Below are 24,789 nucleotides of genomic sequence, written 5' to 3' on the forward strand. Positions count from 1 at the left end.
TGACAATTTGTTGGGGCGCGGCGGTGAAATCCGCTGCGTTTCCAATATGGTGGGCGCAGGCGTGCATGCGCAACCCTAAGCGGCCAAGAAACTGGCCCGTGGCTCAAAAAAATGCCGGCAATCGCCGCCGACAGACATCACAAGGTCGCTTGAAACACCTGCTGCGGGCCAGGCCGCCATCGGAAGCGTCTCGATGTCGGAAACGCTGTGATTGGCAAGCGTCTTCGAGAGTTTAGCCGAAACGCGCTGGTCGACTTGGCCGTGCGGCTTCTTGCGCGACAGGTGATCGGGCTTAATTCTACAAACTTAGTAGAAATTAGGAAAAACGCACCCGTCCGCATCAGCTCGTTGTCCTGATGACGGCCAGATCAACTACGCTGCAAGCTTGGCAAATGCGGGCGATTGCAAGGGCTGGGGGGCTCGGCGCTGGCGCGGGCCGGAAATGGCCTTGCGGGCCTTGTGCGGAATAATTTTCTCTTGCCGCAAAGACGCAGGCAAAAGCGATTGCCTCCCATGTCAGGGCGCGCGAGTGGGTTTCTTCTGCGCCGCAGCAAGGGCGGCTAAAAATGTCGGGTATTCCGGAACCCCCGACATGATGCAAGCCGCCGCCAAGCTGAATGCCTTTCCGATCTTCCTGAAGGTCGAAGGCAAAGTCGTGGCCATCGTCGGCGGTGGCGACGAAGCGCTCGCCAAGGCCCGCCTGCTAAGCCAGTCCAGCGCAGAAATCCGCATCATCGCCGACCATGTCGAACCGCAGCTGCGCGACTGGATCACCGTCAACGGCGCGACCCGTATCCACGCAGCCTATGAGGCAGCGCTGGTCGAGGGCGCTGTGCTGGTATTCGCAGCCACCGGTGATGAAGTGCTCGACCGTCGCATCTCCCAGGACGCCCGCCGCCTCGGCATTGCCGTCAACGCTGTCGACCGCCCCGAGCTGTGCGACTTCTTCACGCCCGCACTGGTCAACCGCGCGCCCGTCGCCATTGCCATCGGCACCGAAGGGGCGGGTCCGGTGCTTGCCCAGATGATCCGTGCTCGCGTCGACCGCATGTTGTCGCCGCAGCTGGGCGCGCTGGCATCGCTTGGCGCCAGCTTCCGCGACGCCGTCGAGCGCTTGTTGCCCAAGGGCAATGTCCGTCGCGGCTTCTGGCGTGAATTCTTCGAAGGTGCCCCGGCGCGCGCGCTGGACAATGGCCAGCTTGCCGACGCCCATGACGCCGCGACCGAACTGCTGCTGCACAATGGCTCGATCCAAGGGCATGTCGCGCTCGTTGGCGCTGGCCCTGGTGCCGAGGACCTTCTGACCCTGCGCGCCCATCGCCTTTTGATGGAAGCCGATGTCATCGTTCACGACGCGCTGGTGCCCGAGGCAGTGATCTCGATGGGCCGCCGCGACGCCGAGCGCCTGCCGGTCGGCAAGCGCAAGGGTTGCCATTCCAAGACCCAGAGCGAGATCAACCAACTGCTCGTCGAACTGGCGTTGGCCGGCAAGCGCGTCGTGCGCCTCAAGTCGGGCGATCCGTTGGTCTTCGGCCGCGCCGGCGAAGAGATGCAGGCGATGCGCGATGCCAACGTGTCCTACGAAGTCGTGCCGGGTGTGACCTCGGCCTTTGCCGCGGCCGCTGATTTCGAGCTGCCGCTGACCTTGCGCGGCGTCACGTCCTCGATGGTGTTTACCACCGGACACGATCTCAAGGGCGGTTCGCTGCCCGACTGGGCCAAGCTCGCCATCTCCGGGGCGACCGTTGCCGTCTATATGGGCCGTTCGGTCGCCGCCGATGTGGCGGGGCGTCTCATCGATGCCGGACTGTCGCCTGATACGGCGGTCGCCGTCGTTGAAAACGCCAGCCTGAAAAACCGCCGCCGGTTTCACGGCACGCTCGCCGACCTGCCGTCGCTGGAAGGCCGCGGCGACCTCACAGGTCCGGTCATGACCATCATCGGCGATGCGGTCGCAGGCGCCAATTTCCAACTCTCCGAGCCGCTTGCGGCACACAGATACGAACAGGCCGCATTCGTGGCGCTCGAAGGAAGCAGGGCATGAAGATCCTTACCGCCAACCGGCTGACCGACGGCGAGGCCGTCTGGTTCGCAGTCGACGGCAGCTGGGCCGAGACCATCGATGTCGCCGAAACTGTTGGTGATAAGGCCGGCGAAGCGCGCCTCGAAGCGATCGGCAAGGCTGCCTACGACAACAACGAGGTGGTCGACGTCAATCTGATCGACGTCAGCCTCATTGATGGCGCGATCCATCCGCTCAGGCTGCGCGAAGTGATCCGCGCAGCTGGCCCCACCAACCGCCTCGACCTTGGCAAGCAGGCCCGGCCCGCAGCCGGCGCTGCCTGAAGATAGACCGGAAGACGACCATGTACCGTTACGACGAGTTCGATCATGACTTCGTGAAGGCCCGCGTCGCCGAGTTCAGCGACCAGGTCGAGCGCCGCCTTGCCGGCGAAATCACCGAGGACCAGTTCAGGCCGCTGCGGCTGATGAACGGCGTCTATCTCCAGCTGCATGCCTACATGCTGCGCATCGCCGTGCCCTATGGCACGCTGAGCTCCAAGCAGATGCGCATGCTCGGCCACATCGCCCGCAAATACGACAAGGGCTACGGCCATTTCACCACGCGCCAGAACATCCAGTTCAACTGGCCCGCCCTTTCGGACATTCCGGCGATCCTGGCCGATTTGGCAAGCGTCGAGATGCACGCCATCCAGACCTCGGGCAACTGCATCCGCAATGTCACCGCCGATCACTTCGCTGGTGCTGCTGCCGACGAGGCTGCCGACCCACGTCCCTATGCCGAGATCCTGCGCCAGTGGTCGTCGGTGCACCCTGAGTTTTCGTACCTTCCACGCAAGTTCAAGATCGCGGTAACAGGTGCCGAGCGCGACCGCGCCGCGATCCAGACACACGATATCGGCCTGCATTTGAAGAAGAACGACAAGGGTGAGCTCGGCTTCGCCGTCTATATCGGCGGCGGTCAGGGCCGCACGCCGATGGTCGCCAAGAAGATCCGCGACTTCCTGCCGGAAGAGCACCTGCTCTCCTACACCACCGCGATCCTGCGCGTGTACAACCTCTACGGACGCCGCGACAACAAGTATAAGGCGCGCATCAAGATCCTGGTCCACGAGACCGGCGTCGACGAGATCGTGCGCCAGGTCGAGGCTGAATGGCAGGCGCTGAAGGATGGCGAACTCAGGCTGCCCGAGGCTGATGTTGCGGCGATCCAGTCCTATTTCGCCCCGCCGGCGCTGGCCCCACGGCCCGAGGGCGACGAGGTGATCAAGCTCGCGCGGCTCGATTCCAGAAGCTTCGGCGAATGGCTCGACCAGAACGTCTTCACCCACCGCAACCCCGACTATGCCGCCGTCACCATCTCGCTCAAGGGCATCGGCGAAGTGCCTGGTGACGCCACCGACAGCCAGATGGAAGCGGTTGCCGACATCGCCGAGAAATACGGTTTCGACGAGATCCGCGTCAGCCACGAGCAGAACCTGATCCTGCCGCATGTCGCCCGCGCCGACCTCAAGGCGGTGTATGACGCGCTGGTGGCGATCGACCTCGCCACTGCCAACTCGAACCTGATCAGCGACATCATCGCTTGCCCGGGCCTTGACTATTGCGCGCTGGCCAATGCCCGCTCGATCCCGGTGGCGCAGGAAATTTCCAATCGTTTCGCCTCGCTCGAGCGCCAGCGCGACATCGGCGAGCTGAAGCTCAAGATTTCGGGCTGCATCAATGCCTGCGGCCACCACCATGTCGGCCATATCGGCATTCTGGGCGTCGAGAAGAAAGGCGCGGAGCTTTATCAGGTAACGCTTGGCGGTTCGGCCGACGAGCATACGTCGGTGGGCGAGATCATCGGCCGCGGTTTTGGTCCCGAAGAGATCACCGACGCCATCGAGACGATCGTCGAGACCTATTTGCAGATCAGGCTCGATCGTACGGAAAAGTTCCTCGACGCTTACCGCCGCGTCGGCCCCGCGCCGTTCAAGGAGGCGCTTTATGCTAGCGAAGCCAAGGCAGCCTGACGCCGACACTGAGGCTGAGGTTCTCGCCGAGGCCGCATCGCTCGACGCGCTTTACGGGCATCTGACGCCGCTGGAGATCATCGCGCGCGCGGCAACCGAGCGTTTTGTCGGCGAAATCGCTGCCGTTTCGTCATTCGGGGCGGATTCGGCGGTGCTGCTGCACATGATCGCTGAAGTCGACCGCAAGCTGCCGGTGATCTTCCTCGACACCGGCAAGCATTTCGGCGAAACGCTCGATTATCGCGACGCTCTGGCCGCCGATTTCGGCCTGACCGACATCCGCATCATCACCCCTGATGAAGCGGCGTTGGCCCGTGTCGATCCCACCGGAAACCTGCACCAGAGCGACACCGACGCCTGTTGCGACGTGCGTAAGGTCGAGCCGATGGCACGCGGCGTCGAGCCGTTCCGCGCCTGGTTTACCGGTCGCAAGCGCTTCCAGGCGGCAACACGCGCGGCACTGCCGGTGTTCGAGCAGGTCGGCCCGCGCTTCCGCATCAACCCGTTGGCGCGCTGGACCACCACCGACCTTGCCGACTACATGCGCAAGCACGCGTTGCGCGAGAACCCGCTGGTCGCTTATGGTTATCTGTCGATCGGCTGCTTTCCTTGCACGCAGGTCGTCAGGCCGGGCGAGGATGCCCGCAGCGGACGCTGGGCCGGGCAAGGCAAGACCGAATGCGGCATCCACCTTTCCGGCCTCGAACAGTCGCTGACCGACGCATCCCTTTAGGAATTTCCATATGACCGAAGCGACACCGGAGACAAAGATCCGCCTCTGGACATCAGAGGGTTTCCGCGACGACGGCTGGATCCATGCCGAGGATGCGGGCGCTCTTGCCGGCAACAGCCGGGTCATCCTGCCGCTTCAGGTCTTCCTTGAACTCGATCCAGCGCAGCGCAAAGCAGCCAAGGAGCGTCTTGGGGTATCGCTCCAGCCGGGCGATCAGCTTGAAGCGATCGTCGACTTGCTGGATGAGCTGGCGCTGGTTGCCCTGGCCTTTCCGGCCTTCAATGACGGCCGTTCTTTCTCGAAAGCCGAGCTGTTGCGCAGCCGGCATAACTTTGAAGGTTCCGTGAGAGCGACGGGCCAGGTCCTGATCGACCAGCTGCCGCACATGCTGCGTGTCGGTTTCAACGAGTTCGAGGTCTCGCACCCGGTTTTGCTGAAGCGCCTCGAAGCTGGTCAGGTCGGCGGCTTGCCGCTGTATTACCAGCCGACCGCCAAGCCAGCCGAGCAGCCTTCCGAAGGCGCGAAATACTCCTGGCGCCGCGCTTCGGGCGTCTGAGCGCTCCGGACGAACGCGCGGACGCTCTAGATTCTGCTGAGCATTTTGGGAAGAGACTGCTTCCGTTCGGCCGCGTCCAGCCTTTCAAGCAGGCGGCGGAGCTTCTTGGGCAGTTCTTCATCGGCCCGGAATGCGGGCAGTGCTTCCAGCGCGCGCACATTGCTGTCCGAGGTGAGCTGGCGCCTGATATTGGTCGCCAGCTTGGCTGCGGTCTTGTTGGTGCGTATGCTTGGCATGACAAAAGGCCTGTTCTTCATCGGGAGAACTCCTGCCAGATGCAAATGGTTCCCACATTGATGGCCCCGCCATGGCAATGGTCGGCTTGTGTGGTAAAATTTGAATTAACATTGAATTTTCGAGGCTTGCCGGACCCGGAGCAAAAGGGCTGCGAGGCGCGGCATCCGGTCCCCATGTGGCCGTAGCCCCTTGATTTTTGGCACCCAAACCTCGATATCGGGCGCAACTTCCAACGTATCCGAACAACGGGAAATGGCGATGAGCGACCAGGCAAAAGACGAACGCGCGCCCGACGAGACGGCGGCTGCCGAGGCCCAGGCCGAAAAGATCGAGGGCGCTGTCGATGGCGATTATGAAGCGGTCGTACGACTGCTGAAAGAAAACGAAGAACTCAAGGACCGCGCGCTGCGCACGGTTGCCGAGATGGAGAACCTGCGCCGCCGCACCGCGCGTGACGTGCAGGATGCCCGCGCCTATTCGGTAGCCAATTTCGCCCGCGACATGCTTTCGGTGTCGGACAATCTGCGCCGCGCCATCGAAGCGGTTTCCGACGAGGCCAAGGCTGCTGGCGGTGACGGGTTGGCGAGCCTCATCGAAGGCGTCGAGGTGACCGAGCGTGCGATGCTCACGGCTTTGGAACGCCATGGCGTGCGCAAGCTCGACCCTCAGGGCGAGAAGTTCGACCCCAACTTCCATCAGGCGATGTTCGAGGTACCAAACCCCGACGTGCCGGCCAACACCGTCGTGCAGGTCATGCAATCCGGCTACACCATTGGCGACCGCGTCCTGCGTCCGGCCATGGTTGGCGTCGCCAAGGGCGGCCCCAAGCATGTTGCCGACGCGCCGGCCGAGCCCGGCCCGGTCAACGAGCAGGCCGAAAAAGACGCTTGAGAAGCGAATAGCGAATAGGGAGTAGCGAATAGAGAATTGATGGATAAAGTGACCCCAAAGCTGGGGGCCATCGTGTTCTTTCCCTATTCGCTACTCACCAATCCCTACTCGCTCATATGAATCCATTGCTTTATCTCGACTATGCTGGCGTGGCGGTGTTTGCCGCCACTGGCGCGCTTGCCGCCTCGCGCAAGGAACTCGACATCATCGGCTTCCTTTTTCTGGCAAGCTTTACCGGCATCGGTGGCGGCACCGTGCGTGACGTCATTCTTGGCCTGCCCGTGTTTTGGGTGGTCAACCCGGCCTATATCCTGGTTTGTGTCGCCGTGGCCTGGGTTGTGTTCTTCACGGCCCATCTCGTTGAATCCCGCTACAAGCTGTTGCTCTGGCTCGATGCGCTCGGCATGTCGGCCTATGCCGCCATAGGTGCTGCCAAGGGATTGGAGGCCACCGGTTCGCCGACCGTCGCCATCGTCATGGGGCTTTTGACGGCGACCTTCGGCGGAATCCTGCGCGATCTGCTCGCTGGCGAGCCCTCGGTGCTGCTCAAGCCCGAAATCTATGTCTCCGCCGCCATGGTCGGTGCCGGCATCTACACACTCGCCGAGATCGCCGAACTGCCGCCTGAGGCGTCAGCGGTCGTCGCCTTTGCCGCTGCCTTCATGGTGCGTGGCGGCGCGCTCAAGTTCGGCTGGACCTTCCCCGCCTACCGCAGCCGTCCCGGCCGAAATCCTGAGGATATACCGTGAGGATCAGCGCCGTGGCGCGCTTTTGAAGCTCGGCTTGCGCATGCGCCTAAACAGCAAAGGACAACCTCCATGCAACAGCGAATAGTGGTCGTCGGCGCAGGCTTCGGCGGTCTGGAGGTCGTCAAAGGGCTAGCCGGCGCACCGGTCAGCATCACCTTGATCGACAGGCGCAATCACCACCTGTTCCAGCCATTGCTTTATCAGGTTGCCACGGCCTCGCTGGCCACATCCGAGATCGCCTGGCCGATCCGCTCGCTCGTATGGGACAGGCCGGAGGTAACCACCGTCCTGGCAAGCGTGACGGGTGTCGATGCGGAGCGCCGCCACGTGCTGCTCGAAGATGGCGCAACGGTGCCATATGACAGTCTGGTGCTGGCGACCGGAGCCCGGCATGGCTATTTCGGTCACGACGAGTGGGAGCCTTATGCGCTCGGCCTGAAGACGCTTGAGGACGCCACCACGATCCGGCGGCGCATCTTGCTGGCATTTGAACGAGCCGAGCGGGAGACCGATCCTGAAAAGCAAGCTGCCCTTTTGACCTTCGTCATCGTTGGCGCTGGCCCCACCGGGGTGGAACTCGCCGGGACCATCGCCGAGTTGGCGCGGGACACCTTGCGGCGCGAATTCCGCCACATCGACACAGGCAGGGCACGGGTCGTGCTGATTGAAGCAGGCCAGCGCGTCCTAGGCGGATATCCCGACGGCCTGTCCGACTATGCGCTGCGCTCGCTCCGCAAGCTGGGCGTCGAGGTCGAGCTTGGACGCGCAGTCTCCGACTGCACCGCCGACAGTGTCGCTTATGGCGACATCAGGCTGGCGACCAGGACGATCATCTGGGCGGCCGGCGTGCGCGCATCACCCGCTGCCGAGTGGCTGGGGGCAGCTGCAGACAGGGTGGGACGCATCCAGGTGATGCCCGACCTTACGGTGCCCGGTCACCCCGAGATTTTTGCCATCGGCGATACGGTGACGATAAACGGGCCGGACGGAAAGCCCGCGCCGGGGATCGCGCCCGCTGCCAAGCAGGAAGGCCGATACGTCGCTGCCATCATCAAGGCGCGGTTGCGCGGTGATGCCGAGCCCCAGCCGTTCCACTACCGCCATCAGGGAAGCCTTGCCCAGATCGGCAAGCGCCGCGCGGTCATCGATTTCGGGCGGATCAAACTGCGCGGTTCCTTGGCGTGGTGGCTGTGGGGCATCGCCCACATCTACTTCCTCATCGGCTCGCGGGCCCGGCTCAGTGTTGCCATCAACTGGCTTTGGATCCACGCCCGCAACCAGCGCAGCGCGCGGCTGATCACGCAAGGCGAAGCACAAATCGAATCGTCCGAGATTTCGGTTGGTCCGGACGCCACCAAGGCCAAGCTGCCTTAGAAGTAGCGATCGGGCGCCGTGTATCAGCCAGATGTGTTGCCAGCCCGCGCCGTGGCATCGCGCTGGTAGACCGCAAAGATCGCCTTGCCAATCAACGACGTTTCCGCCTCCACACAGCGGGAATAGACGTTCGCACGGATTTGCTGGACCTCCTGATCTTCAGGTGAAGCCGTGGCGGCGAACTCGATCAGATGTGCCGCGAGCCGTGTCTCGCCAATTTCGGCGAGCAGAGCCGCGCGTTCGGCAAGTTTTTGCGCTCCGCCGGCAAGTGACGCGATCTCGGCCCCCAGTTCCGCCGCCGACGCGGGCTTCAGATGGGCGGGGTTTCCATCGAACCACCCGGCATAGAGGTGCCAGATATTGCGGACCACGAACTCCGGGTCATCGTATCTTGGCAGCAGATAGGGCTTGGCAAGCAGGTCCCTTGGCGCGGAAACGGCATGGAGGATTTCATCCAGCGAGCTTCCATTGTTCATCAGATCGAGGGTCTGCGAGGTCAGGCTTTCCAGCACCTCGGCGCCGTCATTCAGGATCTGATTGGCCCGTGCAGAGCCCGCGACTACGGGGCCGTGACCGGGGACAAGCATGTCTGGCTTCAGCGCCTGCATACGGCGCAATGCCGATGCCCAGTCAAGCGCGAAGCGTTGAACCTTGCGTGGATTCCCGGCATTGGGAAACACCCAGATGACGAAATCGCCGCTCACCAGGATGCGCTTTTGCGGTGCCCATACAAAGGTCGCGTCGTCGGTTTCGCCGCGGCCATGGAAAAGCTCAAGCTGCAGACCGCCGATCGTCAGGCTGAGATTGTCGTCATAAACCTCGTCGGGGCGGCGGTGGTCGCTGGGGAATGCGTAGCCCGGCTGGTTGAACTGCCGGCCCATCACCAGGCTGTTCAGATCATGGGTCGCGTCATAGCGCCTGAAGCGTTCCAGAACATTGCGGTGCGCGATGATGCGGGGACGCGATGTCCCGTTCGCATCCGCCTCCTGATCCAGAAGCCGTGCACCCCAAGTGTGGTCGATATGCCCATGTGTGTAGATGACGGTATTGACCGGCGCATCGTCCCATTTGCGCAATATGGCGAGCGTCTGGCTGGCGGTTTCGCGACTGCCGCTATCGACCAGCACCAAGCCATCGGCAGTACGAAAGGCGGTCGTGTTTCCAAAGAGGTAGCCGGTGTGGATGGCGATCGCATCGTCCGCGATCTGCCTAGCGGAGCCGCCTGAGACAGCGGCACTCCACTCGTCCATTGCCGCTTCACCATTCCAGAGGCGCTCGAACAATTCGTCTTTCGCAACCACATGTGCCTCCTTTGGTCTGCACAGCAGCTCGAAGCCCAAATCGAATCGCCCGAGATTTCGGCCGGTCCGGACGCCACTGGGCCGTTGCTGTAGCGGGTTGACTTTAACGCGTCGCGACGACGGCCACGCCCGCGCCGATCATGATGCCACCGGCAGTACGATTGGCGCGTCTTACAATGAGAGGATTGCGCAACAGCTTGCGCGCACGCCCTGCAAGGATGACATGCCCGCCGATCACTACCACCTCGACTGCGACGATGATTGATGCCAGCACACAAGCCTGACCAAAGGAAAGCGAGTGACCAACGATGTTTGGCAGCAATGCCACGTAGAACAATGGCATTACCAAGATTGAGTGTGATGCCGGTCGCAAAGATGCTCAGCAGGGCACCGGAACCACCATCAGGCTGAAGTTCGGGAACGATGGGATCAGCCGTCCACAGCTTGATGCCCATCCAGACCAGATAGGCCGCGCCGGCATAGCGCAGGATCGTCATCGTCATACCCATCTCGGCGGCGACGATAGAAAGACCAAAGGCTGCGAGCGCCAAAAAGATCAAGATTCCGACGACAGTTCCCGCGCCATAGGCAATGCCTGATGCCGCGCCATTTGTGATCGTGCGCGCAACAATAGTCATGTTGTCCGGGCCAGGGCTCGCGGCGAAAACAAAGAATGCCGCTGCGAAGGCGAGTAAGGTAGAGAAATCCATGGGAACTCCCGAAAGGTTAGATCACTTTCGGAATTTCTGGGTAGGCTCATTGAGCGCCAATGGCAACCCGTTTGCCAGTGCCTGCTATCGCCAAAGCGAAATCAGGATTGCCCCTGCCACGCCTTCACCAGGCTTTTCGGTGCCCGCATCAGCCAGGCGCGTTCGAGCCGGGCTCGGAGCTGGTCGAGCGGAATCTCGTGGATGCGCACCAGCATGGCCGGCCAGCCCTTGTAGTGGGCCGTCTCGAAATAGAGCTGCGGATCGGCCTCCATCAGCATCTCTTTTTCCTCGAGCGCACACATGACAACGACCGTGTCGGCATCCTTGACGCGGCAGAGGAGTTTCTTGCGGAGCTGAAGCGACGGGGTGCCGTAGGAGGTACCCTCGACAACCTCTGGCAGGCCTTCGGCTGCTGCGCGCAGCTTGTCGAAGGCGCTGGAGAGATCGCTAATCACTGAGCTAGGCGGCGAAGCGCTGCGCTTCCCCGCCGTAATAATTGATGTAGCGGGCCCCGATTTCCTTGACCGGCATGACGATGAAGACGTCGGTGGTGCCGAAATCGTGATCGATGACGCAGCCGTCGCCGATCTTGGCGCCGACGCGCAGATAGCCTTTCACCAGCGGCGGCATGGCAGCGATCGCCGACTTGGCATTGACCGCCTCGATCGGCATCAAATCCATGGCGCAATAGCGCGACGCGACAGCGCGCACGTCCCAGTCCGCGCTGGTACGGCAATGATGGGCAAGGTAGGTCAGCGCCTCGGCATGTGCCGCCGGCACCGTGCCGTGGAAGGAAGCGCAGCCGGTCATGACGTCGATGTCGTAGCGGTTGAGATAGGCCCAGATGCCTTGCCACAGCGCCTCGATGGTCCGCTTGGAGCGGTATTCGGGCAGCACGCAGGAGCGGCCCAGCTCAAGGAAGCGCTGGCCGGGATGGCGTGCAATGAGCTTGTTCAGCTCGAATTCGTCGTCGGAATAAAACCCGCCGGCCTCGGTCGCGCGCTCCTGGCGCAGCAGCCGGTAGGTGCCGACGATGCGGCGATGCTCGGGGCCATTGATCGAGGTGTCGAAGACCAAAAGGTGGTCGCAGACGTCGTCGAAGCGGTCGGAGTCGCGGCGTTCGATCGAGTGAAACGCCTGCTTTCGAGCGCCGAGTTCGTCGAAGAACACGCGGTAGCGAACTTCCTGCGCGGCAGCGATCTCGGATTCGTCTCGGGCGAGGCGAACTTCCAATGTACCGATCCGTCCGAGCGGCGTTCCTGGGAGTAAAGGTTTGGAAGGCACTGTCACCTTGGCGCCGTTGGCTTTCTGAGTGTCACTGTCCGGCAAGGCTGTATGCACGGGTGATTCTCCTTCGAGCCATCCCTCCTGGCGCGGGGATACGGTGTCGGTGCTACAGGATTGTGACAGTATCGTGATCGACCCGCGCGGGCAAGACTGAGAGGGCAAGCAACGGCGCCTAGCCGGCTAGGGAAATCGACAGAACTGGTCAGGCAGCGGCGCGCTGTTCGACAAGATTTATCAGAACGTCTGGGTCCAGCGGCTTGGTGATAAAGCCGCTGGCACCATGGGCGAGCACTGCATGGCGGGTCTTTTCCTGGCTGTCGGCCGACAAGACCATGATCGGCAGGGCGGAAAGCCCATGTTGCTCTTCGTGCCTGCGAATGGCCGAAATCGCGTCCAATCCGTCCATTACGGGCATATGCAGGTCCATCAGCACGACGTCGTAGCGGCGTTTGCGCGCGCCACCCGTCACCGCCTCGACGGCAGCCTTGCCGTTGTTGACGACATCGACCCGGTGTCCCGCCTTGAGCAGCACCGCGCGGGCGAGCATGGCATTGATGTCGTTGTCCTCGGCGATCAGCACCGACAAGCCAAGAAGGTGTGAATTAGCCGCAGGCTTGGCGACAGTGCGGCTGTCTATGGGCTGCGCTTGCCCCGCAACGACGCCCTGATTCGCCAGCAACACCCGCAGCAAGGTCTCGCCGCGCACCGGCCGGGCGAGGAAAGTCGCGTAGCCGCTGGCGCGCAATTCGCCCAGAAGGCCCCGGTCGTTCGGGGCAATCAGCGTCACCGCTTCGCTTGACGCAAAACCGCTCTCGCGCAACCTCTGGAGCATGCGGCCGTCACTTTCTTCCATTGCCGCATCGATGAGGAGTGCGTTGCAGCCAGCGGCAAAACCTTGTGCCTGCTCGGGCGTGACAGCGATGTCGGCGCTGCCGCCATGGGCGCGGACGGTCTCGGCGATTGCTTCGGCTTCCGTGGTGTTCCTGGACAGGATCACCACATGGCGGCCGGCAAGCACATCGACGCTGGCTTGTGCGTCTTCGGTGGCGCCGAAGGCGGGCAGATCGAAGGAGAACTCGGAACCTTCGCCCGAAATGCTCTTGGCCGATATCGTGCCGCCCATCGAGGTCACGAGGCGCTTGGAGATGGCAAGCCCGAGCCCAGCACCACCATGCGAGCGGGTCGAAGTGCCGTCGGCTTGTTCGAACTCTTCGAAGATGCGCTCCATGTCCTCGGCGCGCAGGCCCGATCCCGTATCGGCCACGGTGAAGCGGATCTTGTCGGGGTGCTCGTCGCGGATACGCTCGACGCTCAGCATGATGCCACCGGCATCGGTGAATTTTATGGCGTTTCCAATCAGGTTGAGCAGCACCTGGCGCACGCGGCCCGGATCGGCTGATATCATCTGGGGCACGTTGAGCGCGACATGGCAGCCGAGGCCAATGCCCTTGCCGAACGCGCGCGAGGCCAGAAGCTCGACCACATTGTCAGCGATCTCGCGCGGCGACATCGGCTGCGGTTCGGGGTCGAAGCGTCCTGCCTCGATCTTTGAATAGTCGAGCAGGTCCTCGATCAGCGCCAAAAGTGCGCTCGCCGACGTCGAGATCGCGCCGACATAGGTGCGTTGCTCGGGCGACAGCTCGGTGTCGTGCAAGAGCTTTGCCATGCCCATGATGCCGTTCATCGGCGTGCGGATTTCGTGGCTTACCGTGGCCAGGAAACGCGACTTTGCCTGGCTCGCATATTCGGCGCGCTCGCGTGCACCGATGAGCGCGGTTTCGGCGCGCTTGCGCGCGGTGATGTCGCGGGCGATCGCCCGATGGGACACGGCGTCGCTGGTCTTGTCGCGTACCGAAAGCTCGGTCCAGGAAAACCAGCGCACTACCCCGTTCGAACGGATGCCGACGTCGGTGGAGCTCAGGCATTCGCCATCGGCGAAGGCAGCGTCTGGAACGATGCCGACATCGACGCCGAGTTCCTGCAAGGTGCGGCCGGCGAGATCGCGCTGGTCCTGGCCGATGACGCTGGCGAATACCTTGTTGGCATAGACGATGCGGCCGTCGCGATCGCGGTGCACGACAAGGTCGCCAAGTGCGTCGATGAGGCCGCGGAAGCGCTCTTCGCTTTCCTGCAGTTCCCACATCCGGTCGGCCAGCGTCTCGATCTCGGCGCGACTGCGTGAAGCGCTTTCGGTGATTGCTTCGGCGGCGCGCTCACGCTCGCCGAGGCTGCGCGACAGCAGCACCATTCCGGTGAAGGCGGCGGCAAACAGGCCGATGCTGATGAAGGCGGGCGCTCCGGTCAGGTGGGCGAGGCCGGCAAGCACCATGATGGCAATCAGGGTGGCGAAGTACAGGCCGCGCGGCGGCTCCTTCGGCAATTGCGGTTCGAGCGACGGCGGGGCGATGATGCGGCGATGCGACAGCGTGTCGGCGTCGGCCATGGCCACGCCTTGCGTCGTCTTTATTTCCGCTGTGCCGGACTCCGTCATCATGGCGGAAACCTAGCACCGAGAGCTTAGGGAAGATTTGGGCGGATTGATCGAATTTTAGCGGTCGCCGTTTCCGGCCGGCACGTCAGACGCTACTGGACGTAGCTCTTGAAGACGTAGCCGCGCTTGCCGTTGAAAACGATTTCACACCATTGGGTACACGAAACCAGTTCGACGGAGGTCTTGGCCGGGATGACGCCCAAAACCTGACCACCTTTTTGCGGTGTGGCGCGCATGTTCACCGAGCGCTTGATCTTGACCTCGCGGCCACCCTGGCTCGGTTCGCTGGCGGGCTTGACCTCGGCTTCCATCGCGTCGACGGCCGCGGTTTCAGACGGATCAGGCTTGGCTTCTGCGAGCGCGAGCGGTGCTGTCTCGTCGGGGTCCTGGGCGATGATGTTTTCGGCGCCTGGAATGGCGGGCATCGCTTCGAGCGGCCGGTTCGCTGCTGCGGCTACGACCTGCGCCCAGCGCGGATCCGCTGCGAGCGGCATGTCGGTCGCCGCTTCAGACGCCGACGCCTCGGAAACCAGGATCGAAGTACGCGTGGTGGCGACCCGTTCCTTGCGGCCGGTCGGTTCGGCGGCGATGGCGGTGATCTTTTCTTTTGCCGGCGCTGCAGCTTGCTCGGCTTCTTGCACTGCATTGGCCGAGTGCTGGCCCATATGTGGAACGATGAAGAGAGCTGAAACGGCGGTCACGCTCATCAGGGCGGTCATCGCCAGCACACCGCAGACCAGGCCACGATTGGGGGCGTTCTCGCGCCAGGAAGCTGGCTCGGTTTTCATGAACATCATCGTGGAGCGCGGCTGATTGGCTGCGCCCAACCCGAAGGGCATTTTCACTAGCAACTCTCCACTCAGGCCCCAAGCGCTCGGAATATTGAGCGTCCCCACCTGTCGTTTCGACTCGCAAATCTACGCCGCGTAGCCGCAAGACAGTTTCAGTCGGTACCTATCGGCCCGTCCACCGATCACACCATGATGACCGATTGTGGCAGACCTTGGACCCGATTGCGACCATGCTGAAAAAATTCTTAACCGCAAACTGAAGTCTGTGCGTACGCCGCGACTGACTTCACGACACTGTCACAACTCGTATTGTAACTTGAAGCGTGCCGGACGAACTCACTCGTCGGAGGCTACCGGTTCGCTGCGGCTGCGCCGCCAGGCCAGGAACTCGTCGAGCACCACCAAGGCCGCACCGACCGAGATGAAAACGTCGGCGAGGTTGAAGATGGCGAAGGACCACACCGGCGTGTGGAACAAGATGTAGTCGATGACGTGACCGTAGACGGTGCGGTCGATGAGATTGCCGAGCGCGCCGCCGACGATCAGCGCAAAGCCAAAGCGTGAGATGGCTTGCGCCGGCGTCGTGCGGATTGCCAGAAAAGTCACGAAAGCCACGACGATCGCGGTCAGCGCGATGAGGCCGGTGTCGCCGACGCTGGAGAACATCGAAAAGGCGATGCCGGTGTTGTAGGTGCGGTAAAGCGCCAGGAAGGGCAGCATATCGACCTTCTCGTGCATGACGAGATTGGCTTCGACGAGAATTTTGATCCACTGATCGAGCGCTACGGCCAATGCCGTTACAACGCCGTAGAATGCTGCTGACTTCACGGGGCGCCGTCTCCTAAAGTGTGAGCGCGTTGCGCCGGATCTCAAACAGCATGACGCCGGTGGCGACCGCAAGATTGAGCGAATCGGCACGGCCGGCTTGCGGGATGCGCAAAAGCTTGTCGCAGGCATCGGCGAGATTGTCGGGCAGGCCCTGCTGCTCGTTGCCCATCATCAACAGAACCGGGCGGTTGCCGAAATCGACCGAGCGGTAATCGACAGCACCCTTGAGATGCGTTCCGGCGACGGTGCCGGCAAAGTCCTTGCGCCAGGCAAGAAACGCCTCAGGATTGGTCTTGGCGACGGGCACCGCGAAAATCGAGCCCATGGTGGCGCGGACGGTTTCGAGCGAGAACGGATCGGTTGTCTCGCCAACGAGGATGATGCCCTTGGCGCCGACCGCATCGACGGTGCGGATGACGGTGCCGAGATTGCCGGGATCGCGCACGCGGTCGAGCGCCACCCAGACGTCGTTACCTCTAGGGCGAACGTCCTTGAGCGGCACGAAACGCTGGCTGAAGACACCGACGACCGCCTGCGGATTGTCGCGGCGGGTGATGGCCGTCAGCACTTTTTCCGAGACTTCAAGCACGTCGCCGCCCAAGGCGACCGTTCGCGCCGCGACCTTCTCCACGGCAGCATTGCCGAGAGCGGACTTGGCGAAGATCAGTGTCTTGATCGTCCAGCCTAGATCGAGCGCATCAATGACGAGCTTCAGCCCCTCGGCGATGAAGGCGTTCTGCTGGTCGCGGAATTTCTTCTGCGCCAGCGCCTTGATGTCCTTGACCAGCGGATTGGCCAGGCTCGTCACTTCCTTGACGCGTCCCGGCGCTCCGATGCGGTGTTCGCTCATTTGGCCACCCAGCGCGAAAAGAGGGAAGTCGAAAGCGCACGTCCCGCCGACTTCTCGCGGATGATCAGCTCGCCCGATTCGATGGTGCCGCCCATGCCGGCAAAGGTGTCGCGCATCAAGGCATGGATGGCGAAGAACGAGGCACGGATCGAATAGGCGGTCAGAACCATGGCCAGCGGCTTGGGCGTCAGGATCGAGCGGCAGATGTCGGTCAGCGCAGGCAGATGTTCGAACAATTGCCAGACTTCGCCCTTGGGGCCACGGCCATAGGCCGGCGGGTCGAACAGGATGATGTCGTAGCGGCTGCCGCGACGCTCCTCGCGCTCGGCGAACTTCATTGCGTCGTCGCAGATCCAGCGGATCGGCTTGTTGGCGAGACCGGCCATTTCCTGGTTCTCGCGTGCCCAGGCGATGGCCTTTTTCGAGGCGTCGACATGGGTGACCTCCGCACCGGCGCGCGCGGCGACCAGCGAGGCAAGCCCTGTATAGCCAAACAGGTTGAGCACCTTGACCGGGCGCTTGGCGTCCTCGATCAGCCGGGCCATGTGATCCCAGTGCGTCGCCTGTTCGGGAAACACCCCGACATGGCGGAACGAGGTGAAGCGGCCCTGATAGTGCAGCCCGTCATGGCGCATCGGCCAGGTTTCGCCGAGCGGCATCTTTGGGAAACGCCAGCGGCCAAGGCCTTCTTCGTCGGTGTCGCCGGTGAACACCGCGTCGGCGTTTTCCCACTGCCTGGAAGGCAGAGCCGGTTGCCAGATCGCCTGTCCCTCGGGCCGCACGATCCTGTAGGGGCCATATTGTTCGAGCTTGAGGCCCGCGCCGCTGTCGAGCAGCGCATAGTCGTCATTGGGCACGACTTCGAGGATCAGCGGCAGGCGTTCTGCGGGCAGGGCGCCTTCGCGACGAACAAGCTTGCGCGGCTCGGCCCTTGGCTCTGGAGCCGTCTCCTGCCTGGGAGCAGGGCGCTGCTCTTCACGGGCGCGCGTTGGCGCGGGCGCTGCGGCACCCTTGCGGGGCGGCTGAGGCCGGCTGCTGTCGCGGCGCTTGTCACGCGGGTGCTTCAAGAAATTGTATCTCCGGGCTGTTGGCCGCTTTTGGCATACGGCCCAGAACTCCGCAACCGCAGCGGATGTCGCGCCACGCCGGCGCATGGCCTTTCGGCGATCGCGGCAGGGCTCTATCGTGCTCTGCCCAGGATGAAACAAGAATCATGTCGCGCTCCGAACGCCTTTTCGACCTCATCCAGATCCTACGCCGCCATCGCCGGCCGGTGAACGGGCTGACCTTGGCCAGTGAGCTCGACGTGTCGATCCGCACGCTCTATCGCGACATCGCCACGCTGCAGGGGCAGGGCGCGCCGATCGAGGGCGAGCCGGGGATCGGTTATGTGCTGAAGCCCGGCTTCATGCTGCCGCCGCTGATGTTCACCGACGAGGAGATCGAAGCGATCGTGCTTGGTTCGCGCTGGGTTGCCAAGCAACCGGATATGCGCCTGTCGGCGGCGGCCGCCGATGCGCTGGCCAAGATCGCCGCCGTGCTGCCCGAGGATCTGCGCGAGGAACTCGATGCGACCACGCTTCTGGTTGGCCCCAGCCAAGCGTCGAGCCGCGAAAGCGTCGATCTTGGCATTATCCGCAAGGCGATGCGCGCCGAGCGCAAGGTCGAGATGACCTATGAGGACGGCAATGGTTCATTGTCGCGGCGCATCGTCTGGCCGTTTGCGCTTGCGTTTTTCGACAAGGTCCGGGTGATGGTGGCGTGGTGCGAGATGCGCCAGGATTTCAGGCATTTCCGCGCCGACCGCATTTCCGATCTCAACGCCACCGACACGCGCTATCCCAGACGACGGCAGGCGATGCTCAAGGAGTGGCGGGCAACACTCGACATGCAGAGAAGGCCGTGATCGCTACTGCCAGAATCTGACAGTGGTACGATCTATGCTCTCCAAATCGAAACCGCTGGAGAGATAAAATGCACACTCCCAATTTCATCATCCTCTATGTCGACCAGCCGCAGAAGAGCGGTGCGTTCTATAGCAAGCTGCTCGGTCGCGAGCCGGTCGAAGCGTCGCCGACGTTCGTCATGTTAGTGCTCGATGGCGGCTTCAAGCTCGGCCTGTGGTCGCGCCACACGGTGGAACCGGCGGCAGCAGCAGTAGGTGGCGGTGCCGAGATCGTCTTTGCCCTCGACACGCCGGATGCGGTGAACCCAACCCATGCAGAATGGGCTGGGCGTGGGCTGAAAATCCTCCAGGCTCCGACCGATATGGATTTCGGCCGCAGCTTTGTCGCGCTCGACCCCGACAATCATCGCCTGCGCGTCTATTGCCTCGACGAAGCGGCGGTCACGCAGTCATGAGCACCGGCAACTGGCTCGCTGTCGCTTCGGCCGACCATGTCAGGCGTGGCCGTGCCGGCGGCTTCATGCAGGTCTGCCACGGCAAGGCGGCACCTTTGCGCCGCATCGCTACGGGCGACGGTGTCGTCTACTATTCGCCCTCAACTGTGATGGGCGGCAAGGACGGCCTGCGCGCCTTCACGGCTATAGGCCGGGTGCGGGAGGGCGATCCCTACCAGTTCGACATGGGGGGCGGGTTCTGCCCGTTTCGGCGCAATGTCGACTGGGCGGCTTCGAACGAGACACCGGTCGCAACGCTGCTTGACCGGCTCGATTTCACCGCCACCCGCAGCTGGGGTTATCAGCTTCGCCTTGGACTTTGCCCGCTCAGCGAACACGATTTCCGCCTGATCGCGGAAGCCATGGGCGCGGAGATGTATCTCAACGCTATCGCTTGAGCGCCTTGTAGACGGCGATGCCGGCAGCCAGGTCTTCAAGTGCCGCACCCACCGACTTGAACAGGGTGATCTCGTCCGACGACTGGCGGGCGGGCTTTTGGCCGCGGGCGAGTTCATGCAGGTCGGCGACAATGTTTTCCGCCTTGAGAACCCCTGATGCAATCGGCTGGACGATGTCGCCGGCTTCCTTGGTCGCACCCGCGCGGGTGTCGACATAGACGCGTGCCCTGCTGATCGCTGCGTCGTCCGCCTCGCGCATGCCAGGCGTGAAGCCGCCGACGAGATCGACGTGGCAACCAGGCTTCAGCATCGCGCCCTTGACCAACGGGACGGTCGAGATCGTGCCGGCGGTAACGATGTCGGCCCAGCCAAGCTCGGCATCGAGGTCGGAAACGGCGGTTGCCTCAAAACCTTCGCCGCGCAGCGAAGCTGCCAGCGTTTCGGCGTTGGCGATTGTGCGGTTCCAGATGCGGATCTGCTTCATCGGCCGCACGGCGGCATGCGCGCGGGCGAGGAACTTGCACTGCGCACCGGCTCCGATCACCAGCAATTTCGAAGCATCTTCGCGTGCCAGATAGGAGGCCGCGAGTGCCGAGGCACAGGCCGTGCGCCATTGCGTCAGGCGTGGGCCGTCCATCAACGCCTGCGGCTCGCCGGTGACGCCGTTGAGCAGGAGATAGACGCCAACGACCGCCGGTTTGGCGATATTGTTGTTGTCGGGCGAGACAGTAACGATCTTGACCCCGATATGCCCGTCGGTTCCTGCACCCGCAGCCTTGAAGTCGGTCCAGGCCGGCATCAATAGCAAGGTCGAATCCGTGCCTTGGGCACGCTCGACCGTGTGGTGATGTCGAAGCGGCTGCACCGCGCGTTCGCGGAAGGCGGTGCGCAATGTCTCGACCAAGCCGGGAAAAGTCAGCGCCCGGTCGATGTCATCGGCCGAAAATTGCAGCATTGAATTCTCCCTGATGGCTTATCTAGTTGGGGCGCGGCAAGGCAGGGCCCTGCGCGACTGGCGGCCGCTGGGCCGCTGCCTGGCGCAGGCTCTCGGCTTCGAGCCCGCGCTGGCGCGCCACCTTGCGGTAGCGGCCCTGCTTGAGCCATGTCACGGCGCCGCCCAGGATCACGCCGAGCGCCAGCGCTGCAAACAGCAGCACGAACAGCGGCGCCTGGATGGTCAGTGCGGGATTGCCCGGGTTGAACGGGTCGAGCGTGAATGCGGTGGCGGCACGGTTGGCGACGGCAAGCGCGATGAGCACGATTGCCACCGGCACGAAGACGACGATGAGCATGAAGCGATTGAACATGGATATTCCCGTTTAAAGCCCCGCCGTTTGGCCGCTCGCCGGCCTATTTCGCGGAGTTCAGCCGCTCGCGCAGCTCCTTGCCGGTCTTGAAGAACGGCACCCACTTTTCTTCGACCTCGACGGATTCGCCGGTGCGCGGGTTGCGGCCGGTGCGGGCGGGGCGGTTCTTCACCGAAAATGCCCCAAAGCCGCGCAGTTCGACACGATTGCCGTCGGCAAGCGCATCGGTGATTTCGTCGAAAATGGCGCTGACGATGTTCTCGACATCCCGCAGGAAAAGATGCGGATTGCGTGTTGCAATAATTTGCACCAGTTCAGACTTGATCATATGCGCGGTCCCCGTCGTGATGGTGATGATTTTATTTGTTTTTCAGCCGCCTGACACGGCTTTTTCAGCCTGCCAGAGCGACAGCATACCGTCAAGGAACAAGCGGTCGGCGCCCATTTCCTTGAGCAGTTCCGACGAAAGGTCGCCAGCGCCGAGGGCGCGGCCCAGCGCCTGGGCAAGTGCTGTCGGCAAGAAGAAGCTGCCACTGCGCGCCGGCTTCCACTCCACCACCGACAACTTGGTGTCAACGCCCTTGGTGCCGAGCCAGGCGATGGCCTGATCTTCGCCGCCGACCTCGTCGATCAGCTTGTTGGTCAGCGCCTGCCGCCCGGTGAAGACCCTGCCGTCGGCAAGGGCGGTGGCTTCGGCCTTGGACAATGAGCGGCGATCGGCGACGATGCCGACGAACCAGTCATAGCTGTCCATGATCATGTTGCGGACCATCGCGCGTTCTTCTTCAGTCGTGGGCTTGAACGGCGAGGGCGCGGCCTTCAGCGGCGATGACTTCACCTCTTCGAGCTTGACGCCAATCTTGTCCATCAGGCCCGTCAGGTCAGGATATTGCACAAGAACGCCGATCGAGCCGACGATGGAGGACTTGCGTGCCACGATGTGGTCGGTAGCCGTGGCGATCATGTAGCCGGCCGAAGCAGCCAGCGTGCCGACCTGGGTGACGACGGGCTTTTCGGCGGCAAGCTTGCGCACGGCATCGAAGATCGCTTCGCCGCCGGCGGTGGTGCCGCCGGGCGAATCGATCGACAGGATCACGCCCTTGACCGCGGCCGACTTGCGGACGTCGTCGATGCGCTTGAGCAGCTCCTCGTCCTCGGTGATCGTGCCGTCGACCCTGATCTTGGCGATATGGTCACTGGTGACGCCGGGAATCCGCTCGCCGGCAAGCCAGGTCGACAGGCCGACAATGGCCAGTGCCGCAATGACAAAGGCGACAACGCGCCAGAAAGTCACTTTGCGCCGCAACCGGCGTCGGTCGATGAGATCGTCGGCTTTCATGGACATGGCGTGCCTCGCATGCTGTGAGGCTTGCGCTTTTATCGCAACGCTTTGGCGAGAGCCACCGCTTTCCTGACGCACCTACCGTTGCGGGACCTTGGATTTGTAATGTAAATAGCCATATTGGGGTTTGCTTTTCGGCTGCTGGACGCGCGGGGCGTGTACGTTCGGCGGCAGTTGTTTGACCTTGTGGTCATATTTTCGTGGCTTTCATCCGCTTCACCGTGCCGGCCTGAACACGGCCTAGATAGTTCGAAAAAGGACATTTGCGTTGGCGCGACCGATCGATACGAGTGGCGGCGGAGGCGGCGTTGCGGTGGATTCCGCAATTGCGCTTGCAACCTCGCGTGGTGATGCCTTCGACCTCGCGTCGCGCCATTCGCGCCGCGTGCGCTTGCTCAAGCGCGTTTTGCCGCTGGCGGCGGTGGCGCTTGCTTTGCTGTTCGGCGGCTATTCTTATCTCGCCGCACCGCCTTCCTTCCAGGTCAAGGCGGAAGGTGCTGCCTTCTCCGAAGGCAAGCTGGTGATGGCCAAGCCTCAGCTCAGCGGCTTCACCCGAACCAATCTGCCCTATTCGATGACGGCTGACCGCGCCGTGCAAGATCCCTCTAACCAGGGCGTGGTCGAATTGCTTGGCATTGATGCCAAGCTGCCGATCACTGGCGAGAATGTTGCCGAGGTCATTGCGGCGCGTGGTATCTATGATCGCACGGGCAATACCCTCAATCTGACGGATCAGGTCACAGTAAAGACCAGTGACGGTATGGTCGCCAAGCTCAAATCGGCGTATCTCGATATGGGAAGCGGCGAGATGAAGACTACCGAACCGGTTGAAATAAGCCTTGACGGTTCGAAGATCACGTCCGATTCGATGTCGATGCTCGATAACGGCAAGGTTGTCGTCTTTGAGAAGAGGGTGCGCATGGACATCGATCCTGCGCGATTGAAGGCGGCGCAGAATGATAGCGGAGGCGGGAGTGCGGCAAATTAGGTCTTGGCGGTCGTTGGCCGCGTTAACATGCGCGGGTGTCGTGCTTTGCACCGCCGGCGCTTTTGCGCAGGACAGCCAGAGCAGGCTTTCGGGCCTCAAGCTCTCCGGCGACCAGCCGATCCAGATCGAGAGCGACAAGCTCGAGGTTCGCGAATCGGAAAACCTCGCGATCTTCACCGGCAACGTCAACGTCACCCAGGGACCGACGCTGATGAAGTCAGGCAAGATGACGGTCTATTACGCCAAGGACGGCGGTTCGGCAGCCACCGGCTCCGCCAAGATCGATCGGCTTGAAGTCGATGACAAGGTCTATGTGAAATCCGACAACCAGGTTGCCACCGGCGACCGCGGCACATTCGACATGAAGACCGAGGTGCTGGTGATGTCCGGCAAGGAAGTCGTTTTGTCGGAAGGCGACAACGTTTTGGTTGGCTGCAAGCTTACCGTGCAGATGAAGACCGGCCTCGCGCAGGTCGACGGCTGCACCAAGGGCACCAACAGCAATGGTCGCGTCATAATGTCGATTACGCCGAGTTCGCAGAAGAAATAATGACTGAACTATCCCGGTTGTTGTCGCGTCTGAAGCCCGGCTCGGCGCAAAAGCTTGCCGCGCCCGCGATAACTGGCGGTGCCAAGAACGGTAAGTTCAAGGGTACGCTGATCGCCAAGGGCCTGACCAAGAGCTACAAGGGCAGGCAGGTAGTCTCCGGCGTGACGCTTGGCGTGCGCGCCGGCGAGGCCGTGGGCCTGCTTGGTCCCAACGGCGCTGGCAAGACGACCTGCTTCTACATGGTCACGGGGCTTGTGCCGGTCGATCAGGGCACCATCGAGATCGATGGCTTCGACGTGACCGCGATGCCCATGTACCGCCGCGCCCGTCTCGGCATCGGCTATTTGCCGCAGGAAGCCTCCATCTTCCGTGGCCTTTCGGTCGAAAACAACATCCGCGCCATTCTCGAAGTGGTCGAAAAGAGCCGCAAGGAGCGCGAGAAGTCGCTCGATGCGTTGCTTGAGGAATTCCACATCAGCCATCTGCGCAAGGCGCCGGCCATCGCGCTGTCAGGCGGCGAGCGGCGGCGTCTCGAAATCGCGCGCGCGCTGGCCAGCCGGCCCAACTACATGCTGCTCGACGAACCCTTCGCCGGCATCGACCCGATCGCCGTCGCCGACATCCAGCAGCTTGTCCGGCATTTGACCAAGCGCGGCATTGGCGTGTTGATCACCGACCACAATGTGCGCGAAACGCTTGGCCTGATCGACCGCGCCTATATCATCCATGCCGGCGAGGTTTTGACCCACGGCCGCGCCGACGAGGTCGTCGCCAACCCCGATGTCCGCCGTCTTTATCTCGGCGAGGGCTTCACGCTCTGATCGCTGGATGTGCAGCCGGCGCGCAATGCTGCCGGCTGACGCATTGGCAATAGCTCTGCCAAAACCCCAATCTGCTTGACATGCAAAAGCCGGGCCAGTTTTATCGCAGCTGGCAGGCGCCGGCATTCGGCCGCCTTGAATCGGGATC

Annotated in this window: 27 protein-coding genes and 1 pseudogene; 14 read left to right on the plus strand and 14 right to left on the minus strand. The window is 62.7% G+C overall.

All coding sequences use genetic code 11. The annotated features are described in order from the left end of the window. Positions 1-592: 592 nt before the first annotated feature. From cysG to AC1DLV_RS00715, 5 genes are read left to right on the plus strand one after another with little or no spacing between them, the layout of a single operon-like run. Positions 593-2,044 (plus strand): siroheme synthase CysG, encoded by a 1,452-nt coding sequence (cysG, locus tag AC1DLV_RS00695; protein ID WP_476800464.1) that lies wholly within the window; start codon positions 593-595, stop codon positions 2,042-2,044. Further along, positions 2,041-2,346, plus strand: coding sequence for a DUF2849 domain-containing protein (locus AC1DLV_RS00700; RefSeq protein ID WP_476800463.1), 306 nt, complete (start codon positions 2,041-2,043; stop codon positions 2,344-2,346). The genes cysG and AC1DLV_RS00700 overlap by 4 nt, the downstream gene beginning before the upstream one ends. Positions 2,347-2,366: 20 nt before the next feature. Next, positions 2,367-4,037 carry a nitrite/sulfite reductase gene (locus tag AC1DLV_RS00705; protein WP_476800462.1) on the plus strand — a complete coding sequence of 557 codons (1,671 nt, stop codon included), beginning with the start codon at positions 2,367-2,369 and terminating at the stop codon, positions 4,035-4,037. Beyond that, positions 4,012-4,770: a phosphoadenylyl-sulfate reductase gene (locus AC1DLV_RS00710; protein ID WP_476800461.1), complete on the plus strand. Its 759-nt coding sequence runs from the start codon at positions 4,012-4,014 to the stop codon at positions 4,768-4,770. The genes AC1DLV_RS00705 and AC1DLV_RS00710 overlap by 26 nt, the downstream gene beginning before the upstream one ends. Positions 4,771-4,780: 10 nt before the next feature. Beyond that, positions 4,781-5,326 (plus strand): DUF934 domain-containing protein, encoded by a 546-nt coding sequence (locus AC1DLV_RS00715; protein ID WP_476800460.1) that lies wholly within the window; start codon positions 4,781-4,783, stop codon positions 5,324-5,326. Between the two features lie 26 nt (positions 5,327-5,352). Here the strand turns inward: AC1DLV_RS00715 and AC1DLV_RS00720 are convergent, their stop codons facing one another. Beyond that, positions 5,353-5,583 (minus strand): hypothetical protein, encoded by a 231-nt coding sequence (locus AC1DLV_RS00720; RefSeq protein ID WP_476800459.1) that lies wholly within the window; start codon positions 5,581-5,583, stop codon positions 5,353-5,355. 193 nt (positions 5,584-5,776) lie between these two features. Here AC1DLV_RS00720 and grpE point away from each other — a divergent pair, with 193 nt between their 5' ends. The 3 genes from grpE (at position 5,777) to AC1DLV_RS00735 (ending at position 8,577) form a co-directional block, all read left to right on the plus strand. Then, positions 5,777-6,454, plus strand: coding sequence for a nucleotide exchange factor GrpE (gene grpE / locus AC1DLV_RS00725; protein ID WP_476836116.1), 678 nt, complete (start codon positions 5,777-5,779; stop codon positions 6,452-6,454). A gap of 116 nt (positions 6,455-6,570) precedes the next feature. Next, positions 6,571-7,203, plus strand: coding sequence for a trimeric intracellular cation channel family protein (locus AC1DLV_RS00730; protein WP_476800458.1), 633 nt, complete (start codon positions 6,571-6,573; stop codon positions 7,201-7,203). A 69-nt stretch (positions 7,204-7,272) separates the two neighbouring features. Continuing rightward, positions 7,273-8,577 (plus strand): NAD(P)/FAD-dependent oxidoreductase, encoded by a 1,305-nt coding sequence (locus tag AC1DLV_RS00735; RefSeq protein WP_476800457.1) that lies wholly within the window; start codon positions 7,273-7,275, stop codon positions 8,575-8,577. 23 nt (positions 8,578-8,600) lie between these two features. Here the strand turns inward: AC1DLV_RS00735 and AC1DLV_RS00740 are convergent, their stop codons facing one another. The 9 genes and pseudogenes from AC1DLV_RS00740 to AC1DLV_RS00780 form a co-directional block, all read right to left on the minus strand. Continuing rightward, positions 8,601-9,917 (minus strand): alkyl sulfatase dimerization domain-containing protein, encoded by a 1,317-nt coding sequence (locus AC1DLV_RS00740; RefSeq protein ID WP_476800456.1) that lies wholly within the window; start codon positions 9,915-9,917, stop codon positions 8,601-8,603. Positions 9,918-9,981: 64 nt separating this feature from the next. After that, positions 9,982-10,588 (minus strand): annotated as a pseudogene (locus AC1DLV_RS00745) (LysE family translocator). A gap of 101 nt (positions 10,589-10,689) precedes the next feature. Further along, complete coding sequence (locus tag AC1DLV_RS00750) at positions 10,690-11,043, minus strand: MmcQ/YjbR family DNA-binding protein (RefSeq protein ID WP_476800455.1); 354 nt, start codon at positions 11,041-11,043, stop codon at positions 10,690-10,692. Between the two features lie 4 nt (positions 11,044-11,047). Beyond that, positions 11,048-11,929: a l-ornithine N(alpha)-acyltransferase gene (gene olsB, locus AC1DLV_RS00755; protein WP_476800454.1), complete on the minus strand. Its 882-nt coding sequence runs from the start codon at positions 11,927-11,929 to the stop codon at positions 11,048-11,050. A gap of 148 nt (positions 11,930-12,077) precedes the next feature. Continuing rightward, complete coding sequence (locus AC1DLV_RS00760; protein WP_476800453.1) at positions 12,078-14,369, minus strand: PAS domain-containing hybrid sensor histidine kinase/response regulator; 2,292 nt, start codon at positions 14,367-14,369, stop codon at positions 12,078-12,080. An 89-nt stretch (positions 14,370-14,458) separates the two neighbouring features. Continuing rightward, complete coding sequence (locus tag AC1DLV_RS00765; RefSeq protein ID WP_476800592.1) at positions 14,459-15,205, minus strand: SH3 domain-containing protein; 747 nt, start codon at positions 15,203-15,205, stop codon at positions 14,459-14,461. A gap of 288 nt (positions 15,206-15,493) precedes the next feature. Then, on the minus strand, positions 15,494-15,985 hold the full coding sequence (gene lspA / locus AC1DLV_RS00770) for a signal peptidase II (protein ID WP_476800452.1): 492 nt from the start codon (positions 15,983-15,985) through the stop codon (positions 15,494-15,496). Between the two features lie 13 nt (positions 15,986-15,998). Further along, a complete protein-coding gene (locus AC1DLV_RS00775) occupies positions 15,999-16,835 on the minus strand; it encodes a TrmH family RNA methyltransferase (protein WP_476800451.1) in 837 nt (278 codons plus the stop codon). Then, the gene (locus AC1DLV_RS00780) at positions 16,832-17,902 is read right to left on the minus strand and encodes an RsmD family RNA methyltransferase (protein WP_476800450.1); all 1,071 of its coding nucleotides are present in this window, start codon (positions 17,900-17,902) and stop codon (positions 16,832-16,834) included. Before AC1DLV_RS00780 ends, AC1DLV_RS00775 begins: the two co-directional genes overlap by 4 nt. Before the next feature lie 146 nt (positions 17,903-18,048). On the opposite strand from AC1DLV_RS00780, the gene AC1DLV_RS00785 reads away from it, so the two are divergent. The 3 genes from AC1DLV_RS00785 to AC1DLV_RS00795 all read left to right on the plus strand — a co-directional run bounded on the left by AC1DLV_RS00785 (position 18,049) and on the right by AC1DLV_RS00795 (position 19,633). Further along, a complete protein-coding gene (locus tag AC1DLV_RS00785) occupies positions 18,049-18,741 on the plus strand; it encodes a helix-turn-helix transcriptional regulator (protein WP_476836091.1) in 693 nt (230 codons plus the stop codon). A 68-nt stretch (positions 18,742-18,809) separates the two neighbouring features. Beyond that, positions 18,810-19,196 carry a VOC family protein gene (locus tag AC1DLV_RS00790; protein WP_476800448.1) on the plus strand — a complete coding sequence of 129 codons (387 nt, stop codon included), beginning with the start codon at positions 18,810-18,812 and terminating at the stop codon, positions 19,194-19,196. After that, on the plus strand, positions 19,193-19,633 hold the full coding sequence (locus AC1DLV_RS00795; protein ID WP_476800447.1) for an EVE domain-containing protein: 441 nt from the start codon (positions 19,193-19,195) through the stop codon (positions 19,631-19,633). Before AC1DLV_RS00790 ends, AC1DLV_RS00795 begins: the two co-directional genes overlap by 4 nt. On the opposite strand, the gene lhpI is transcribed toward AC1DLV_RS00795, so the two are convergent. Genes lhpI through sppA form a run of 4 tightly spaced genes read right to left on the minus strand, consistent with a single transcriptional unit; the run spans position 19,623 to position 22,285 of the window. Continuing rightward, a complete protein-coding gene (gene lhpI, locus AC1DLV_RS00800) occupies positions 19,623-20,588 on the minus strand; it encodes a bifunctional Delta(1)-pyrroline-2-carboxylate/Delta(1)-piperideine-2-carboxylate reductase (RefSeq protein WP_476800446.1) in 966 nt (321 codons plus the stop codon). The genes AC1DLV_RS00795 and lhpI overlap by 11 nt on opposite strands. 22 nt (positions 20,589-20,610) lie before the next feature. Continuing rightward, entirely contained in the window at positions 20,611-20,940 is a 330-nt protein-coding gene (locus AC1DLV_RS00805; RefSeq protein ID WP_476800445.1) for a LapA family protein, read from the minus strand. Between the two features lie 43 nt (positions 20,941-20,983). Beyond that, positions 20,984-21,268 carry an integration host factor subunit beta gene (locus tag AC1DLV_RS00810; protein WP_055981346.1) on the minus strand — a complete coding sequence of 95 codons (285 nt, stop codon included), beginning with the start codon at positions 21,266-21,268 and terminating at the stop codon, positions 20,984-20,986. 42 nt (positions 21,269-21,310) lie between these two features. Next, complete coding sequence (gene sppA, locus AC1DLV_RS00815) at positions 21,311-22,285, minus strand: signal peptide peptidase SppA (protein WP_476800444.1); 975 nt, start codon at positions 22,283-22,285, stop codon at positions 21,311-21,313. Positions 22,286-22,595: 310 nt separating this feature from the next. On the opposite strand from sppA, the gene lptC reads away from it, so the two are divergent. Genes lptC through lptB form a run of 3 tightly spaced genes read left to right on the plus strand, consistent with a single transcriptional unit; the run spans position 22,596 to position 24,641 of the window. Then, a complete protein-coding gene (lptC, locus tag AC1DLV_RS00820; protein WP_476836092.1) occupies positions 22,596-23,270 on the plus strand; it encodes an LPS export ABC transporter periplasmic protein LptC in 675 nt (224 codons plus the stop codon). Then, positions 23,239-23,820 carry an LptA/OstA family protein gene (locus AC1DLV_RS00825; RefSeq protein ID WP_476800442.1) on the plus strand — a complete coding sequence of 194 codons (582 nt, stop codon included), beginning with the start codon at positions 23,239-23,241 and terminating at the stop codon, positions 23,818-23,820. Before lptC ends, AC1DLV_RS00825 begins: the two co-directional genes overlap by 32 nt. Further along, positions 23,820-24,641, plus strand: coding sequence for an LPS export ABC transporter ATP-binding protein (gene lptB / locus AC1DLV_RS00830; RefSeq protein ID WP_476782829.1), 822 nt, complete (start codon positions 23,820-23,822; stop codon positions 24,639-24,641). The genes AC1DLV_RS00825 and lptB overlap by 1 nt, the downstream gene beginning before the upstream one ends. Positions 24,642-24,789 lie beyond the last annotated feature (148 nt).

It is taken from the genome of Aminobacter sp. 01T433 (assembly GCF_056398585.1).

Bases quoted from the DNA above. Each gene is read 5' to 3' on its own strand.
- cysG (WP_476800464.1), top strand. From the start codon at position 593: ATGATGCAAGCCGCCGCCAAGCTGAATGCCTTTCCGATCTTCCTGAAG.
- AC1DLV_RS00700 (WP_476800463.1), top strand. From the start codon at position 2,041: ATGAAGATCCTTACCGCCAACCGGCTGACCGACGGCGAGGCCGTCTGG.
- AC1DLV_RS00705 (WP_476800462.1), top strand. From the start codon at position 2,367: ATGTACCGTTACGACGAGTTCGATCATGACTTCGTGAAGGCCCGCGTC.
- AC1DLV_RS00710 (WP_476800461.1), top strand. From the start codon at position 4,012: ATGCTAGCGAAGCCAAGGCAGCCTGACGCCGACACTGAGGCTGAGGTT.
- AC1DLV_RS00715 (WP_476800460.1), top strand. From the start codon at position 4,781: ATGACCGAAGCGACACCGGAGACAAAGATCCGCCTCTGGACATCAGAG.
- AC1DLV_RS00720 (WP_476800459.1), bottom strand. From the start codon at position 5,583: ATGAAGAACAGGCCTTTTGTCATGCCAAGCATACGCACCAACAAGACC.
- AC1DLV_RS00730 (WP_476800458.1), top strand. From the start codon at position 6,571: ATGAATCCATTGCTTTATCTCGACTATGCTGGCGTGGCGGTGTTTGCC.
- AC1DLV_RS00735 (WP_476800457.1), top strand. From the start codon at position 7,273: ATGCAACAGCGAATAGTGGTCGTCGGCGCAGGCTTCGGCGGTCTGGAG.
- AC1DLV_RS00760 (WP_476800453.1), bottom strand. From the start codon at position 14,369: ATGATGACGGAGTCCGGCACAGCGGAAATAAAGACGACGCAAGGCGTG.
- AC1DLV_RS00765 (WP_476800592.1), bottom strand. From the start codon at position 15,205: ATGCCCTTCGGGTTGGGCGCAGCCAATCAGCCGCGCTCCACGATGATG.
- AC1DLV_RS00775 (WP_476800451.1), bottom strand. From the start codon at position 16,835: ATGAGCGAACACCGCATCGGAGCGCCGGGACGCGTCAAGGAAGTGACG.
- AC1DLV_RS00785 (WP_476836091.1), top strand. From the start codon at position 18,049: ATGTCGCGCTCCGAACGCCTTTTCGACCTCATCCAGATCCTACGCCGC.
- AC1DLV_RS00790 (WP_476800448.1), top strand. From the start codon at position 18,810: ATGCACACTCCCAATTTCATCATCCTCTATGTCGACCAGCCGCAGAAG.
- AC1DLV_RS00795 (WP_476800447.1), top strand. From the start codon at position 19,193: ATGAGCACCGGCAACTGGCTCGCTGTCGCTTCGGCCGACCATGTCAGG.
- lhpI (WP_476800446.1), bottom strand. From the start codon at position 20,588: ATGCTGCAATTTTCGGCCGATGACATCGACCGGGCGCTGACTTTTCCC.
- AC1DLV_RS00805 (WP_476800445.1), bottom strand. From the start codon at position 20,940: ATGTTCAATCGCTTCATGCTCATCGTCGTCTTCGTGCCGGTGGCAATC.
- AC1DLV_RS00810 (WP_055981346.1), bottom strand. From the start codon at position 21,268: ATGATCAAGTCTGAACTGGTGCAAATTATTGCAACACGCAATCCGCAT.
- sppA (WP_476800444.1), bottom strand. From the start codon at position 22,285: ATGTCCATGAAAGCCGACGATCTCATCGACCGACGCCGGTTGCGGCGC.
- AC1DLV_RS00825 (WP_476800442.1), top strand. From the start codon at position 23,239: ATGATAGCGGAGGCGGGAGTGCGGCAAATTAGGTCTTGGCGGTCGTTG.
- lptB (WP_476782829.1), top strand. From the start codon at position 23,820: ATGACTGAACTATCCCGGTTGTTGTCGCGTCTGAAGCCCGGCTCGGCG.